This is a genomic window from Coraliomargarita algicola, from assembly GCF_033878955.1.
In the GTDB taxonomy this organism is placed as follows: domain Bacteria; phylum Verrucomicrobiota; class Verrucomicrobiia; order Opitutales; family Coraliomargaritaceae; genus Thalassobacterium; species Thalassobacterium algicola.
Genome location: NZ_CP138858.1, coordinates 3,766,082 through 3,781,288, shown reverse-complemented (window position 1 = coordinate 3,781,288; position 15,207 = coordinate 3,766,082). Strand labels below are relative to the sequence as shown.

General features: G+C 54.6%; 12 protein-coding genes. 6 read left to right on the top strand and 6 right to left on the bottom strand.

Annotated elements, in window-relative coordinates:
- The first annotated feature begins 17 nt into the window (after positions 1-17).
- From SH580_RS15640 to SH580_RS15620, 5 genes are all read left to right on the top strand, one after another.
- Positions 18-1,310: a dihydroorotase gene (locus SH580_RS15640; RefSeq protein WP_319831770.1), complete on the top strand. Its 1,293-nt coding sequence runs from the start codon at positions 18-20 to the stop codon at positions 1,308-1,310.
- 3 nt (positions 1,311-1,313) lie between these two features.
- Positions 1,314-2,198 (top strand): CPBP family intramembrane glutamic endopeptidase, encoded by an 885-nt coding sequence (locus SH580_RS15635; RefSeq protein ID WP_319831769.1) that lies wholly within the window; start codon positions 1,314-1,316, stop codon positions 2,196-2,198.
- Between the two features lie 11 nt (positions 2,199-2,209).
- A complete protein-coding gene (locus tag SH580_RS15630) occupies positions 2,210-3,271 on the top strand; it encodes a 3-deoxy-7-phosphoheptulonate synthase (protein WP_319831768.1) in 1,062 nt (353 codons plus the stop codon).
- Positions 3,272-3,369: 98 nt separating this feature from the next.
- Positions 3,370-4,749: an IS4 family transposase gene (locus SH580_RS15625; RefSeq protein ID WP_319831767.1), complete on the top strand. Its 1,380-nt coding sequence runs from the start codon at positions 3,370-3,372 to the stop codon at positions 4,747-4,749.
- 175 nt (positions 4,750-4,924) lie between these two features.
- Entirely contained in the window at positions 4,925-5,404 is a 480-nt protein-coding gene (locus SH580_RS15620; protein WP_319831766.1) for a hypothetical protein, read from the top strand.
- 81 nt (positions 5,405-5,485) lie between these two features.
- Here the strand turns inward: SH580_RS15620 and SH580_RS15615 are convergent, their stop codons facing one another.
- From SH580_RS15615 to SH580_RS15590, 6 genes are all read right to left on the bottom strand, one after another.
- Complete coding sequence (locus tag SH580_RS15615) at positions 5,486-6,667, bottom strand: RsmB/NOP family class I SAM-dependent RNA methyltransferase (protein WP_319831765.1); 1,182 nt, start codon at positions 6,665-6,667, stop codon at positions 5,486-5,488.
- A gap of 162 nt (positions 6,668-6,829) precedes the next feature.
- The gene (gene rlmN / locus SH580_RS15610) at positions 6,830-7,882 is read right to left on the bottom strand and encodes a dual-specificity RNA methyltransferase RlmN (RefSeq protein WP_308948746.1); all 1,053 of its coding nucleotides are present in this window, start codon (positions 7,880-7,882) and stop codon (positions 6,830-6,832) included.
- 18 nt (positions 7,883-7,900) lie between these two features.
- The gene (locus SH580_RS15605; RefSeq protein WP_308948745.1) at positions 7,901-8,755 is read right to left on the bottom strand and encodes a transglutaminase family protein; all 855 of its coding nucleotides are present in this window, start codon (positions 8,753-8,755) and stop codon (positions 7,901-7,903) included.
- Positions 8,756-8,837: 82 nt separating this feature from the next.
- Positions 8,838-10,130, bottom strand: a complete 1,293-nt coding sequence (locus SH580_RS15600; RefSeq protein ID WP_319831764.1) for an MATE family efflux transporter — start codon at positions 10,128-10,130, stop codon at positions 8,838-8,840.
- 54 nt (positions 10,131-10,184) lie between these two features.
- Positions 10,185-12,923: a valine--tRNA ligase gene (locus tag SH580_RS15595; RefSeq protein ID WP_319831763.1), complete on the bottom strand. Its 2,739-nt coding sequence runs from the start codon at positions 12,921-12,923 to the stop codon at positions 10,185-10,187.
- 107 nt (positions 12,924-13,030) lie between these two features.
- Positions 13,031-14,080: a LacI family DNA-binding transcriptional regulator gene (locus tag SH580_RS15590; RefSeq protein ID WP_319831762.1), complete on the bottom strand. Its 1,050-nt coding sequence runs from the start codon at positions 14,078-14,080 to the stop codon at positions 13,031-13,033.
- Positions 14,081-14,210: 130 nt separating this feature from the next.
- Between SH580_RS15590 and SH580_RS15585 the strand changes: the two genes are divergently transcribed.
- The gene (locus SH580_RS15585; RefSeq protein WP_319831761.1) at positions 14,211-15,179 is read left to right on the top strand and encodes a mannonate dehydratase; all 969 of its coding nucleotides are present in this window, start codon (positions 14,211-14,213) and stop codon (positions 15,177-15,179) included.
- The last annotated feature ends 28 nt before the right edge of the window (positions 15,180-15,207 follow it).

Here is a 15,207-nt window from a genome sequence, read left to right as displayed (position 1 = left end):
TTCCTAAATCTTAATTGATGAATATTCTTTGGATACAAAACGGTCGCGTCATCGACCCGGCCAATCAACGCGACGCCGCAGGTGATGTCTTTGCCGTCGATGGCACGATCGTCGCCAGCCTCAGCGAGGCACAACAAGCTGCAGCCACAGTGATCGACGCCCAAGGCTTGGTCGTAGCCCCTGGCTTGGTCGACATTCATGTACATTTCCGCGACCCCGGGCAGACGCATAAGGAAGACATCCGCAGCGGCACCGAAGCGGCAGCAGCCGGCGGTTTCACTTCAGTAGTTTGCATGCCCAACACCAGCCCGGTCTGCGATAACGCCGGCACGATTCAACGCATTATGGATAAAGTCGCCCGCGAGGCGGTGGTCCGCGTATATCCAACAGGTTGCTTAACCGTCGGCATGCAGGGCGAGCAATTAGCTCCCACTGGACAACTCAAAAAAGCCGGGGTCGTCGCCATGACCGACGATGGACGCTGCGTGCAAAGCAATGAGATCATGCGCCGTGCGGTCGAATATGCCAAAATGTTTGACCTCCCCATCATGGATCACTGCCAGGATGCCAGCCTGACTGAAGGTGCCATGATGAACGAAGGCGAGTGGTCGCTCCGACTCGGTCTGCAAGGTTGGCCCAAAGCCGCCGAAGACATCATCGTGGCGCGCAACGTCATTCTCGCAGAGCTGACTGGCACCCACATTCACATGCAGCACATTAGCTCGGCCAGTTCCGTCGACATCCTGCGCCGCGCCATCGATCGCGGTGTCTCCGTCAGCGGCGAAGTCAGCCCACACCATATTGAATTTACGGATGCGGATCTACACGACTACGATACCGTCTTTAAAATGAATCCACCGCTTCGCACGGATGCAGACCGCGAAGCGCTCATCGAAGGTCTGATCGATGGCACACTCTGCTGTATCGCCACCGATCACGCGCCCCACTCCCCGACCGAAAAAGATCAAGAGTTCGACTACGCGCCCTTCGGAGTCATCGGCTTGGAAAACTCACTCGCGAGCTGCTTGACCACACTCTACCATAGCAAGCGCCTCGGCCTGAGCGAGGTGATTGCACTAATGACACATAAAGGCGCAGAACTTTGCAAACTCAACGCCGGCACGCTGAGTGTAGGTGCTCCGGCGGACATCTGCCTCTTCGATCCCGATGAGAGCTGGACTGTCGATGCCAACAAATTCTTCAGTAAATCACGCAACTGCCCATGGCATGACAAAAGCTTAAAAGGCGTAGTCAAAGCAACCTACGTCGGGGGCCAACAGGTTTTCGACGGCACCTCGATCACTATTTAAACGATGCCAACGGAGCCACAAGTCGATGCGCCGCTAATAGTCGCGTCCTTACTGATTCTAAGCATTCTCGGCAGCAGCGCCGCACTGTGGTTTCGCCATATTCAGCGTCCGCGTGATCTCATCGATCAGCCGGGCGTGCCCGCATGGTCCATCGGTTGGGTCAACTTCGGCATATTCATCTGCGCGATGATCATCTCAGTGTTTTTGGTGCAAAACTTCGCAGCCGGGTTGTTCTTTGCCGCTCCCAGCGAAAACGACGCCCCACTCGAACTCACACCATGGTTAGCTGTGCTCGCAGTATTACTACTGCAACTACCGATGCTAGCAGTCTTCTACGGCGCCCGCCGCTTTTACCCCGGGCACTACGCGAGCCGACTCAATAACGTCCAACTGTCATGTTTCGCCGCGTTCCGCCAGGCAATACCCGCATTCTTGATGTTCTTGCCTGTCATTTGGATCGCGTCGCTGGTTTCGACCAGTCTACTAAACGCCTTGGAAGCAGCTGGAGTCATCGAGGCCTTTGCCCCACAAGAGTTAATCACACTCTTCCAAGAAGGCGGTGATCCACTGGCGATTGGCCTACTAGTCCTCATGGCAGTGGTGTTAGCGCCCATCGTCGAAGAAATCATTTTCCGTGGCTGCATCTACCGCTTTCTGAAAAGCCAAACCACCCGAGTCCCCGCACAGGTTCTCAGCGGTTGCGTCTTTTCAATGATGCATGCCAACTTAATGTCATTTGTACCACTCGTCATCGTCGGCGTCTTACTGGCCCGCGTATATGAGAAGTCGGGCAATCTAATGGTATCCATGTGGTTCCACGCCTGCTTCAATGCCTTTAGCCTGTTGATGCTATTCATCACCAGCATGTCCGACAACATTCCCCAATAATTTAATTTCCCATGAACAAGCCACACGATAACGCTCGCATCGCACACACACGCCCACTGCTGCCACCAGCCATCTTAGTCGAAGAAATACCGCTCTCCGAAGCCGGCATCGCCGTGGTCGATCAAGGTCGCAACGAAAGCAGCGCCATCCTACGTGGCGACGACGATCGCCTATGTGTCATCTGCGGCCCCTGCTCCATACACGACACTAAGGCCGCTCTCGAATATGCCGAGCGCCTGTTACCGCTGCGCGAAAAATACAAGGATGATCTTCAAATCATCATGCGCACCTACTTTGAGAAACCACGCACCGTGGTGGGCTGGAAGGGACTGATCAACGATCCTAAACTCGACGGCAGCTTCGAAATCAACCAAGGCCTGCGCATCGGCCGCAAACTACTGGTCGACATCTGCGAAATGGGCCTGCCCACCGCCGCGGAATTCCTCGACACCATCATTCCACAATTTATAGCCGACGCGATTGCATGGTGTGCCATCGGCGCGCGCACCACCGAGAGCCAGATCCACCGCGAGCTCGCATCCGGACTCTCCATGCCCGTTGGCTTCAAGAATGGAACTAGCGGCAACGTACAAATCGCAATCGACGCGGTGCGCTCCGCGGGGCAAGCGCACTGGTTCCCCTCTGTCACCAAGCAAGGTGTGACCGCCATTTTCCAAACTACAGGTAACCCTGATGGACACCTAATTTTGCGGGGCGGCAACCGCACGGGGCCCAACTACGAAGCCCATGTGATCGAGCCAATTCTAGAGCAGCTCGCAGCCGTCAACCTGCCTCCTTATTTAATCGTCGACTGTAGCCATGGCAACAGCAACAAGGACTACACTCGCCAAAGCGAAGTCGCCCACGTGCTCGCGGAGCAAATCGCAGCCGGCCAAACCGGTATCGCTGGAGTGATGCTAGAGAGCCACTTAGTGGCCGGTCGCCAAGACTACACCACAGACGGGAACAACACTTACGGCCAAAGCATCACCGACGCCTGCATCGACTTCCCCGCGACTGAAGCGATCTTCGAAGAGCTGGCCCAAGCCGTGCAAAAGCGCCGTAAAGGCTAGCAGTGATTCGGGTTGGAGTCCCGCCTTTAAGGATTGGATTTTAGTTAGCGCAATCATTTAAGACTCGTACTTTTAGGACGATTGCTTCTTTTGTATGAATGAGCGCATCCACCTCCTTGTGTTTACCGTTGTTTTCTAATTTTCCAGCTGCCTTTGAGGAGCTATTTAGCCGTGAGAGTTGCGCTCTGATTTTCGCGCAGCACGGTCCTCGCGGTGGTGGCCAAGCCAAGTTAAATGGCTGGGAATGGTTGATGTCCAGGGTCTACCATGAGTTGGCACGTTCGGGTACTTTCTCGTCTAATACCAAGGCGGTATCCGGAGTGCGCATCTCGGACAGCGCGCTCAGCCAGCGGGCCTTGTCGATTGGCGAGAAGCTGATCGAAGAGATACTGCCTATCGCGCTACGTCCGTTAGCCGACCGTGAGCGAGATGTGCAGGCCTTTTATCATGCATATCGGTTGGTGGCCATCGACGGGACTCGTTTCAATTTACGTAATACCGGAACCATTAATGAACAGGCTTCAAAAGTGGCTTGCAACCGCGGTAGCGGTGAACCTGCTTTCGCGCATTTGCTGGCAGTTGTCCTGGTGGAATTGGGTATGCACCAACCTTTGGGCACCCGTTTAGGCTGGCAAGGCGAGGGCGAGTTGACACTCGCGCGGCAACTGTTTGCGGCTCAGGATCTGCCCGAGCGCAGTCTGCTTTTAGCCGACCGACTGTTCGGTTATCCTTCGCTGATCTGGGGACTCTGGTCAATGCTCCGGCGCACACACAGTTACGTTCTGGTTCGGATAAAGTCTAATCTCAAAGCCAAGCGCACGCGGCAACTCGCGGATGGTTCATGGCTAGTCGAAGTCAAAGCGATTGATCCATCCACACGCAAGAAGGTGGGGGTACTCGAACTACGTGAGATCTATGGTCGAGTCTGCTATGAAGACCAGAATGGTCACCGTTCGTGTCTTCAAATACGCTTGTGGACGAGTCTGCTCGATGACACCACCAGCCCAGCCACAGAACTGATCGCCCTTTACGCCGCACGCTGGGAGGAAGAGTTATTCTTCCGAGAACTCAAAAGCCACCTGCACGCCCGCGGAGAACTACTTGACGCACTCACTCCGCAAACCGCAGCCCAAGAAGTGCTCGCGATGCTCTTAGCGGCCGCGCTGATCGCCAAGCAGCGCCAAAGCGTCGCTTCTGCCGCAGGCGTTGAGCCCTTGCGCATCAGCTTTGCCAAGGTTTTGCACAAGACAGCCGCACTGTGCGAGCTACTGCAAGTCGGTGCAGACTTGATCACCCCGCAAGCGCTGGCTCAGTGGATACAGCGACTCTTAGATGATCTTATATATGATGCCGTTATTAAAAAACGAAGACCTAGAACTTGCCCCAGAACCCTACGACAACCCACAAAAGACTGGCCAAAAACTAAAGTTGCCCAGTCAAAACGAGTTGTTAAAACTATAGAAGTCACCAATCCTTAAAGACATTGGCCTAAAGGCGGGACTCCAACCTAAACGAACCTCCAATACACCAAAAAACATGTATGACTGGAGAAAAATGTCCGAAGCCGAAAGGCAGGTCATATTCTCTCAACGTCAACTTCGCGGAGGATCCTGGCGACGTCCACCAATCTGGAAAACAAGCCAAAAACGATTCATGATGACGGCGGCATGCTTTGATCATGCACCACATATTGGCAAAAATGCTCAACGAATTTCAGAATTCGAAAACTCACTGCTACTCGAATTGGAGAAGCTTTCCAATAGTATCTTTGCTCATGCCGTGCTTCCAAACCACTACCACGTCTTACTGGAAACATACGACATCGCTAAGCTACGCATCGAATTGGGCAAGTTTCACGGCCGAACATCTTTTAACTGGAACAAAGAAGATGGCACACAGGGCCGAAAAGTATTTCACGGTTCAGCTGAAACCGCGATGAAATCAGAGAGACATTTCCAAGCGACGTTGAACTACATTCACAATAACCCAGTCAAACACGGCTATGTGAATAAATGGCAAGATTGGCCCTATTCAAGCGCAGCCCAATACTTAACAAGCGTCAGCAAAGAAGAAGCTGCCCAGCATTGGCTGGAATACCCGATCGATCGCTATGGTGAAGATTGGGATGTGTAATCAAACGCAGCCGTAGCTTGGAGTCCCGCCTTTAGGCGGTCTTTTGCTCGGCAGCCGCCTAAAGGCGGGACCCCAACCTGATCATATTTTCGTCAGCACAGCCGCATAGAAGCCGTCGTAGCCACAAGTCGCCGGCGAGATCGTGTGCTCTTCAACTAAGCGAAAGCCAGCTTGCTCTAGGAGTCGTGCGGTGTTTGCGTGGTTTTCTGAGGGCAGCACGGAGCAAGTGGCGTAAACAAGTCGCCCACCAGGCTTCAGCATGCTCGAGTAGTCACTGAGAATTTCCGCTTGAATGGCTCTCACTTTATTAATCGTTTCTGGTTGCAGGCGCCACTTTAAATCGGGCTGTCGTTTCAAGGTGCCTAGGCCTGAGCAAGGTGCGTCGATCAGAAGACGGTCCGCCACTTCTTTATATTGAACGATCGTCTGCGCATCGATGCGATGCGTCTCGATGCAGTGCTTCGGGTGCGCCCTCTGCGCGCGCTTTTCTAACTCGCGCAATTTCCTCGGCACCACATCCATTGCGATAATGCGCCCTTGATTTTGCATGAGCGAAGCGAGGTGCAAGGATTTCCCGCCGGCTCCTGCGCAGGTATCGATGATGCACTCCCCCGCTTGCGGCGCAAGTAGCGGCGCGATCATCTGAGATCCTCCATCCTGAATCTCCACGCGTCCATCCATTCTAAATTTTTTGGCAAGTGTTTTGCCCGGCATCAGCGCCAATGCGTCGGGTAAATGCGAAACTTCCTCGGTCACAATGTTCTGGCTGGCAAGCCACTCTTGAGCAGCCAGACGTGAGGTTTTCAAAGTATTGACGCGTAAATAGACCCGAGTGCGCTGGTTCAAGGCCGCCAGTTCGGAATCCCAACTGGCGCCCAATTCTTCCGATCCCAGCACGTCCAACCAATCTGGTATCGATTCACGAATCGCCCGAGCCTGCTGTGGCAGCTCCGCCTCACGCGACGTCATTTCATCGGCACTGGCACCATGATAGGTCCACCAATCCGGAAGCTCATAGCCCATGCGGCCCCATTGAGCCGCGCATAATGCCTCAACATCCTCGCTATCCGCCAAAAAGCTCAAGGCCCGCCGCCAGCGAACCACTTCGAAGCATGTTTCCGCGATGAAACTACGGTCGCGCTTCCCCCACTTCGGGTTCGCTTCAAAGGCCTGGGCTAAGCAGCGGTCTAAAACTTTGTGTTCATGAAAAACACTTTTAATGATGTCAGTCGCTGCATGAGCCAAAATACGGTGCATTCTCATAATGCAGGCAGACGATTATGATTCCTCTCTGATGCCAAACAAATAAGCCAAAATTCGCGATTCGCAGCGTGGTGTTTTAGCGGGTTTTAAGCGATGATATCCACTCAGACCGCCTAAAGGCGGGGCTCCTACCTTTTCATACGCTTAGAGCAGGCGGGGCTCCTACCTTTTTATACGCTTAGCTTTGAGCTGACCGCAGCCGGCGGCCACATCGATGCCGCGGCGTTGCCGCACGGTGCTGGGCAGACCGGAGTCTTGGATGATTTGCTGAAACTCGCGCACATTCGTCTCTGCGGGCGCTTGCCCCTCGTAGCCTTCGGTCGCGTTGAGCGGGATCAAGTTTACATGCGCATCGATGCCCTTCAGCAATTCGGCTAAGCGTCGCGCGTGATCGGCCGTGTCATTGACGCCACCGATCAAAGTCCACGCAAAGAACACCCGCGCCCGTTTGATCTGGGTATATTCACGGCAGGCCTCGATCAGGTCGGCCAGTGGCCACTTCTTATTCACAGGGATCAGCTTACCGCGCTCTTCATCGCTGGCGCCATGCAGGCTCACTGCGAGTGAATAGCGCTTGGGGTGGCGAGCTAGCTTTTGAATGCCGGGAATATGTCCGACGGTGCTGATGGCCACACGTGCAGGGCCGATGTTGAGGCCGCGGTTGTCGGTTAAAATCCCCAGCGCTTCCATCAATGGTTCAAAATTGTGCAGTGGCTCGCCCATGCCCATCATCACGATATTACGCAAGCGCTCCCCATGACTCGCACGCAAACTACGCTCCACATGGTGTGCCTGCGCCACAATTTCGCCCGCAGTCAAATGCCGCGAAAAGCCCATCTGCCCGGTGGCACAAAACACGCAGCCCATCGCGCAGCCGACCTGACTACTCAGACAGGCGGTAAAGCGCCCAGGGAAGCCCATACGGACTGCTTCCACCTCGGCACCATCGGCCAGGCGCAAGAGATACTTCTCGGTAAAACCATCGCTACTGGGGGTGCAATCCGTCTGCTCGGTGGGACAGAGCGTGGGCGCGCCCTCCGAATCCAACCAACGCGCCACAGGCGGCAAAATCCCCTCGGCTGCGCTCAAATCACCAGTTACCAGCCGACGCTGCACCGCACCAAAGAGCGGCTTGGCATGCACAGGGTTGACCCCGGCATCCGCCAGCACTTGTTCCAATGCAGCATAACTGTAACCTTCCAACGAATCGATCATAGCCCTCCAACCCCTGTGTTAGATTTGAGAGACGTCAACTGTAACCCGTAGGCTCGAATCAATTGGCTGCTGACTCAGATAGGAGCCCGCCACTGGCGGCACAGCCTCAGGGTGGCGATGTACCGCGGTGGCAATATGCTCGGTGCCAGCAACCAGGCCGCTGGTATTATCAAATCCGACCCAACCAGCGCCTGGCAAATACACCTCGGACCAGGCATGCGTCGAGCCATGCTGATTGGAACCAGGATTGTGCAGATACCCGCTCACAAAGCGCGCGGCAAGCCCCAGATAGCGGCAGGCCTCGATAAAGAAGGCGGCAAAGTCACGGCAACTCCCCGTTCGCAAGCGCAAGGTGTCATTTGGATTTTGCACACCGGGCTCTTCGCGCATGCCGTAGCCGAAGTCAGACACGATGGCCTTATTCATACGATCTAGCAGCAAAAAGGTCTCAATCGATTGCCCCGGCTGCCAAAAGCGAGCAACCCATTGCTTCAACTGCTGGGTATGGTTAGGCCAGTTATGCGTACAATAGGGCAACAGATCCAAGCGATCTTCTGGCTCAAATGGGAATGGAAAGGTCACCGCACGTTGATCCACCACAAAGTCCAGCGGGCGCTCGGCATAGTGCTCAATCACCACTTCACTCTCAATTCGGAGTGTATCGGCGCGCTCTTTTAAAGACAACAGCCCGACCGAATTTCCGTAAATATCGCGGTACCACTTGGTTTGGGCATGCGGGCTCACATCCAGGCGCGATGATTGTATCCGAATATCGTGCCCCTCGCGTGGGCGCAGCAGTAGACGGTGTTCCGTCAACTCCACGGGTGTCGAAAACGTGTATTCTGTGATGTGGTGGATACGGATCTTTTTCATAGCGGATGTCACACTGAGTAAATGTGCAGCTAAGTGAAAAACGCAAGCAGCACCAACAGGTCATATTTTGACCGGCCCACTGTTAGGATGTTGGCGCCGACTGCCGTCTTAGAATCAGCCGCAGCCGTGTCGTAAGCACAATCGCCGACACACACATTCCGGTGGCCACGCCATACCACAGCCCGATGCCGCCCAGACCAACAAAAAAGGCCAGCACGATCCCGAGTGGCACCGCGAACAAAAAGAAATTCCCGAAGTTAATCCAAGTCGGCACATAGACATCATGCATCCCCCGCAGCGCCGACATACTAATCACTTGAATCCCATCAAAACCTTGATAAATCGCCACCACCACTAAGAAGGCAGCGGTCATACGTACCACATCTTGATCGAGCGTAAAGCTCGCCGCCAGCTCACTGCCAAAGCCAACAAACACTGCGCCAGTCAGCGACATCGCGCCCGTAATCATTAAGAGTGCTCCCAAAATCATGCGACGGCAACTCACCCACTGCTGCGCGCCCACAGCATGCCCCACCCGAATGGTCAAAGCCATGGACAAGCCCAAGGGCAGCATAAACGCAGTCGAGGAACAAGTGAAAGCGATCTGATGCGCCGCCAAGGTGGTGCTGCCAAATTGCCCCATTAGCAGTGAACAGGCGGCAAACACCGCAAACTCCAAAGAAACTTGCAAGGAGATCGGCAGCCCTAATTTCACTAGGTAACGGACGACCGACCAATCGATAGGCGCGCACCAACGCGCGGGCAAGCGCGGACGCATCTGTGGTGATTTACAAATATAAACAAATACTGCCACAAAGCCGGCGCAGCGCGCCAAGAAGGTGGCACAGCCGGCCCCATCCAAGCCCATGGCGGGCAAGCCGGCATTGCCAAAGATAAGCAGATAGTTAAGCCACACATTCAGCACCACGGTGCCCAGCATCAGCCAGAGCACCGGCCAGGGCTTATTCAGCGCCTCGGAAAAGCTCTTCAAAGTCAGCATCGGCACCATCGGAAGATAGGAAAGCGCCAGCCAGCGAAAGTAAGAGCCGCTCAATTCCGTGACTTCAGGCGGCTGCCGGAACCAGTCGAGCCGAAAGCTCAAGCCGAGATAGGCCAGCGAGAGAAAGAGCCCAAAGAGCAGCGACAGCAACAAGCCATGCCGCAGCGAGCCGCTGATGGACTCAGGCCGAGCACTGCCAAAGGCGTGTGAAACCCGCACCGAAACCGCCGCAAAGAGACCACTCGCGAGCGCGAAGCCCAAAAAGAAAAGCGAATTTACAAAGGCCACAGCCGCCAGCTCAACGGTGCCGACTCGGCCGATCATCATAGTATCGGCCAAGCCGAGCAGCATCTGACTCAGCTGCCCAGCAATCATGGGCAGTGCCAAAGCCAGCGTTTTACGATTTTCTTGAAGGAGCGTTTTCAGCGTCTACAAGCTCTCCAAAATGCGCAGCGTTTCATCGCGCTTTTCGGTGGTCTCCGCCAGTTGCTTACGAGCCCCTTCGACCACTTTCGCGGGGGCGCTTTCAACAAACTTCGGGTTCTTCAACTTATTTTCACCGACCGCGACCAACTTATTAAGCTTCTCCAGCTCCTTAGTTAGGCGCGCTTTCTCGGCCTCGACGTCGATACTGCTGCTCAGATCTAAGTAGAGCGAGCCCAGCGGCGTCACCACCGCAGGCAAGCCGTCGGAAGACTTATCGCCGATCGCATCTAAAGTGCCCAAGCCCGCCAGCGTTTGAATCAGGCTGGCGTTATCTGCGATCACTGCGGCCGCGGCACCTTCGGCACCGTAGAACACAGCGACGTCGCGCTTGCTAGCCAGGTTGTATTGCGCCTTAAGCGCACGTGCTTGCGAGATCAGCTCCTGCAGCTGAGTCACACGTTCGATGGAATCGAAATCCACGGATACGCGCTCTTCCAGCGTCAACGCCGTCGTCAGCGTAGTATTTTGAATATAGGGCACCACTTCATCGTAGCCCAAGCCCTTCCAGAGTTCTTCCGTGATGTGAGGAATGATCGGGTTCGCAAGTTGCAGCACTTGGCGAATGACCAAGTCTTGAATGGCGAGGCAGTTATCCCGCAGCTCTTCGCTGCCCTTGAGTTTGCCCTTGGAAGCTTCCACATACCAATCACAGAAATCGCCCCAGAAGAAGGCGTAAATCTGGTGTGTGAGTGGCGAGATTTCATAATTAGCAAAGCACTTTTCGACATCGGCAGTTACCTGCTGCAAACGGCCCAGGATCCAGTGATCGTAATCGTCGAACAGGTCCGAATGGATGCGGCTAATAATGGCTTCGAAGCTAGAATTGTCAGCCATCGGGCCTGACATTTGACGGAAGCGCACCGCGTTCCAAAGCTTATTACAGAAGTTACGGCCGATCTGAATGCGCTCTTCCGAGAAGAGAATATCGGAGCCTGAAGGCGCGATATTACAGATACCAAAGCGTAGGCCGTCGGCGCCATACTTAGCGATCAAGTCGAGCGGATCAGGCGAGTTGCCGAGCGATTTCGACATTTTACGCCCCTTCTCATCACGGATCAGGCCGTGGATAAAGATATTCTTAAACGGAATACGCTTGGCGATCTCTTCGTCGGACAAGTCCTTGGCATCCTCACCGTAAAGCTCGATGCCAGCCATAATCATGCGGGCCACCCAGAAGAAAATGATGTCGAAGCCGGTGACCAAGGTGGACGTCGGGTACCAGAAATCGAGTTCCTTTTGCTGTTCCGCAGTCGGCTCGGGCCAACCAAGGTTGGCCATTGGCCAGAGGTATGAGGAAGCCCAGGTATCGAGCACGTCCTCTTCCTGCTCCCAGTTTTCAGGATCAGCGGGACCTTCGACCGATACGTGCACGTGCTCCGGATTTTCAAAATCAAGCTCCGTGCGCTCGAAGCCTTTCTTGTACCAGACCGGGATACGGTGGCCCCACCAGAGTTGGCGGCTGATGCACCAGTCCTGAATGCCATTGAGCCAATGTAGGTAAGTCTTCTTCCAACGATCCGGGTGAAATTTGATGGTGCCGTTTTCGACCGCACGCTTCGCTTCTTCCACCTTAGGATACTTGAGGAACCACTGCTCCGAAAGACGCGGCTCGATCGGCACATCGCCACGTTCAGAGAATCCAACCGTGTTTTCATAAGGCTCACGCTCGATCAAAAGCCCCATGTCTTCCAACTTCTGCGCCGCGACTTTGCGAGCCTTAAAGCGGTCCATTCCGTTAAACTCTTCTCCCGCCAGCTCGTTGAGCTTTCCTTGGGCATCGATCACTTCGATCATTTCAAGATTGTGACGCTGCCCGATCTCGAAGTCATTCTTATCGTGCGCAGGTGTCACCTTCAAGCAACCGGTGCCGAACTCACGGTCAACATACTCGTCGCCAATGATCGGAATTTCTGCCTTCGGGAAGGGGCGCCAGACGGTTTTACCGATCAAATGCTTATAACGCTCATCCTCAGGATGCACCGCCACCGCAGAGTCCCCCATCAGTGTTTCCGGACGCGTGGTGGAAATTTCCAAATGCGTGCGCTCACCATCGGCCTCGACCAACTCATAGCGCATTTTGTAAAAGAAGCCATTCTGCGGCTTCATATTCACCTCTTCGTCCGAGAGTGCGGTGTGGGTGGCGGGGCACCAGTTAACCATGCGCTTGCCACGATAAATATAGCCGCGTTTGTAAAACTTAACAAAGGCATCCAAAACGGCCTTACTGTAGTCTTCATCGAGCGTGAAACTAGTGCGGTCCCAGTCGCAGGACGCACCCAATTTCTGTAATTGATTTAAAATGACACCGCCCGACTGCTCACGAAACTCCCAGACTTTATCCAAGAAAGCTTCCCGCCCCAGATCGTATTTCGTTTGGCCGGTGGCCTCACGAATCTGCTTTTCAACCTTGGTCTGCGTGGCGATGCCGGCATGGTCAGTGCCTGGTTGCCAAAGCACAGCCTTACCTTCGAGACGAGCGCGGCGCACGAAGATGTCCTGCAAGGTATTGTCCAAGACGTGGCCCATGTGCAGCATCCCCGTCACATTCGGGGGCGGGATCATGATCGCATACGGCTCACGCTCCGCGTCCGCCACTGCTTTAAAGCATCCAGCTTCCAGCCAGTTGGCATACCAGCGTTGTTCAACTTCTTTCGGTTCGTAGGCTTTAGAGATCTCAGACATAGCGGAAAATTTGGAAAGCAGCTCAAAGTGTCGCGCTGGCAGCGGCTTTCAAGCAAGAAAGTCGACCGATCCACGAAGCCCGGTGTCAGCGACAGTGCTCACATCGCTCACGCCCCGGGGCTTATAACTCGCGAAAGAGTGGCACCGGTCTGCCAGCGACTCGCGACACTTAAACAAACGGGGGCCGCCGGAAGCCCCCAATCCCCCGACTCGACCCGCCGCGCAAGAAAGTCGACCGCAGTCTCAGCAGTCGAATCCAGACTCACCAACATACCGGACAATGCGGAGTTCGGCTCTTGAATCAAAAGTGAGCAAAAGTCCACCCGCCCACGTCCAGAGCCATTGAACGACTTCAAAAATTCAAACAAATGATTATCCTGACTGACAATGACATCGGGACGAGCCCGCTCCAGCCAAGACTCGAACTTGCACGGATCCATGTGCTCATACACCCAATGAGGCAACAAAATCGAACCAAAGCTGCGCTCCTTGCGATGCAACAAATAGGCGGCCTCATAGCGGTAATTGGTGCGCCGAATACCGTGCTTTTGCCCCACAAATGCAATCCTACGATAACCGGCCTGGGCCAAATGTGTTAGGCTTTCAGTTAATATCTGCCAATAGTCCAGGGAAACACGATGATGCCGAAATGACCCCATGGAATACCCCAACTCTAAACTCGCAAACTCCGCCCACGGAAACTCAAATGCACCCACCACATCATCCGAAGGCGCCAGCAACAAGCCTCTGACCCCGCGTGCGATTAAGATCTGCGCCAGCCTTTGATTCTCACTAGCCTGCTCACCAAATTGAAAAGCTTCGATATGGTAGCCCAAGACTTGCGCCTGCTTACGGCAAGCCCCTAATAGACGCCGATGATGCAGAAGCTCCCCAATGGGCTCGATGCTGAGATAGGCCAAATTTGAGCGCACGCGCCGCTCGCTGGTACTGCGAATCTGCACCATTCCTTGCCGTATCAAGGGGTTGGAGACATAGCCGAGCTCTTGTGCCAGCCTTTCAATCGAGCGACGTGTCGCCGTCGAGACCTTAGTACTCCCCTGCAAGGCATACGAGACCGTGGCCAGCGAAACGCCTGCCTTTTCCGCAATCATTCGCATGCTCACACGCCCTCCCCGGGCTTCGGCTCCCTGCTCCATATCACCACACTAGTGAACTGTTCACTTCCTGCAATATTGAAACTAGTCCCGCTCGATAAAATACTATGGCGAAATTAAAAGAACATAAGCTCAGCCACCAACAGACCAGCTCCACGAATTCACCCGCCCCATGATCCTAACAGATTTTCTTCCTGCCCAACCAGACCGCTCATGGCAACTAGCCAAACAAATAGGCATCAATCATGCGATCTGCAAATGCGCCCCCGAACTCACCAAGCTTGCAGCCCCAGATAATTTGACCGCACTTCGCACCATCAAAGATCGATTCACAGCCGCAGGCATTCGCCTCTATGGCTTGGAAGGCGACGAGTTCGACATGCAACGCATCAAACTAGGCCTCCCCGGCCGTGATGCCGACATTGCCCGTTATCAACAAATGTTGCGTAATATGGGACAACTCGAAATCCCTCTGCTATGCTACAACTTCATGGCCAGCATCGGTTGGTTTCGCACGGATCCAGCCGTGCCGATCCGTGGTGGCGCCATCTCCAACCGCTTCCGACTCTCCGCAGTCGAAACAAAGCCGATCGCCCCGGAACTCCAGATTTCAGAGAGCGCATTATGGGAGAATTATCGTTACTTCATCGAAGCTGTCCACCCCATCGCCGAGGCAGCTGGTGTGCAAATGGGGCTCCACCCCGACGACCCTCCACTCTCTCCGTTACGCGGTGTCGGACGGATATTTAACTCCGCCGATGCCTTTGAAAAAGCGATGTCCCTCAGCAGCTCCCCCGCCCATGGCATCACCTACTGCCAAGCCAATTTTCGAGCGATGGGCGAGGACATCTTTAGCACGGCAGAGCGCTTTGCCAAACGTATCGTTTTCGTGCATTTCCGAGATGTCGAAGGCACCCGTGAAGACTTTACCGAAACATTTCACGACAATGGTCCCACCGATATGGCTGCCATACTAGCACACTACCATGCCCTCGGCTTCAACGGCCCGATCCGAGTCGACCACGTTCCCTCAATGGCCGGCGAGGAAAATGCGCCACACGGCTATGCTCAGCTCGGTCGCTTATTCGCCGTCGGCTACCTGAAAGGTATACTCGACGCTCATCACATCCAATACTGCTAACGCCGCAATCGATTAGCAAAGCCACACT

Coding starts and splice junctions, on each gene's coding strand:
- SH580_RS15640 (WP_319831770.1), top strand. CDS start 18: ATGAATATTCTTTGGATACAAAACGGTCGCGTCATCGACCCGGCCAAT.
- SH580_RS15635 (WP_319831769.1), top strand. CDS start 1,314: ATGCCAACGGAGCCACAAGTCGATGCGCCGCTAATAGTCGCGTCCTTA.
- SH580_RS15630 (WP_319831768.1), top strand. CDS start 2,210: ATGAACAAGCCACACGATAACGCTCGCATCGCACACACACGCCCACTG.
- SH580_RS15625 (WP_319831767.1), top strand. CDS start 3,370: ATGAGCGCATCCACCTCCTTGTGTTTACCGTTGTTTTCTAATTTTCCA.
- SH580_RS15620 (WP_319831766.1), top strand. CDS start 4,925: ATGATGACGGCGGCATGCTTTGATCATGCACCACATATTGGCAAAAAT.
- SH580_RS15615 (WP_319831765.1), bottom strand. CDS start 6,667: ATGAGAATGCACCGTATTTTGGCTCATGCAGCGACTGACATCATTAAA.
- rlmN (WP_308948746.1), bottom strand. CDS start 7,882: ATGATCGATTCGTTGGAAGGTTACAGTTATGCTGCATTGGAACAAGTG.
- SH580_RS15605 (WP_308948745.1), bottom strand. CDS start 8,755: ATGAAAAAGATCCGTATCCACCACATCACAGAATACACGTTTTCGACA.
- SH580_RS15600 (WP_319831764.1), bottom strand. CDS start 10,130: ATGATTGCTGGGCAGCTGAGTCAGATGCTGCTCGGCTTGGCCGATACT.
- SH580_RS15595 (WP_319831763.1), bottom strand. CDS start 12,923: ATGTCTGAGATCTCTAAAGCCTACGAACCGAAAGAAGTTGAACAACGC.
- SH580_RS15590 (WP_319831762.1), bottom strand. CDS start 14,080: ATGGAGCAGGGAGCCGAAGCCCGGGGAGGGCGTGTGAGCATGCGAATG.
- SH580_RS15585 (WP_319831761.1), top strand. CDS start 14,211: ATGATCCTAACAGATTTTCTTCCTGCCCAACCAGACCGCTCATGGCAA.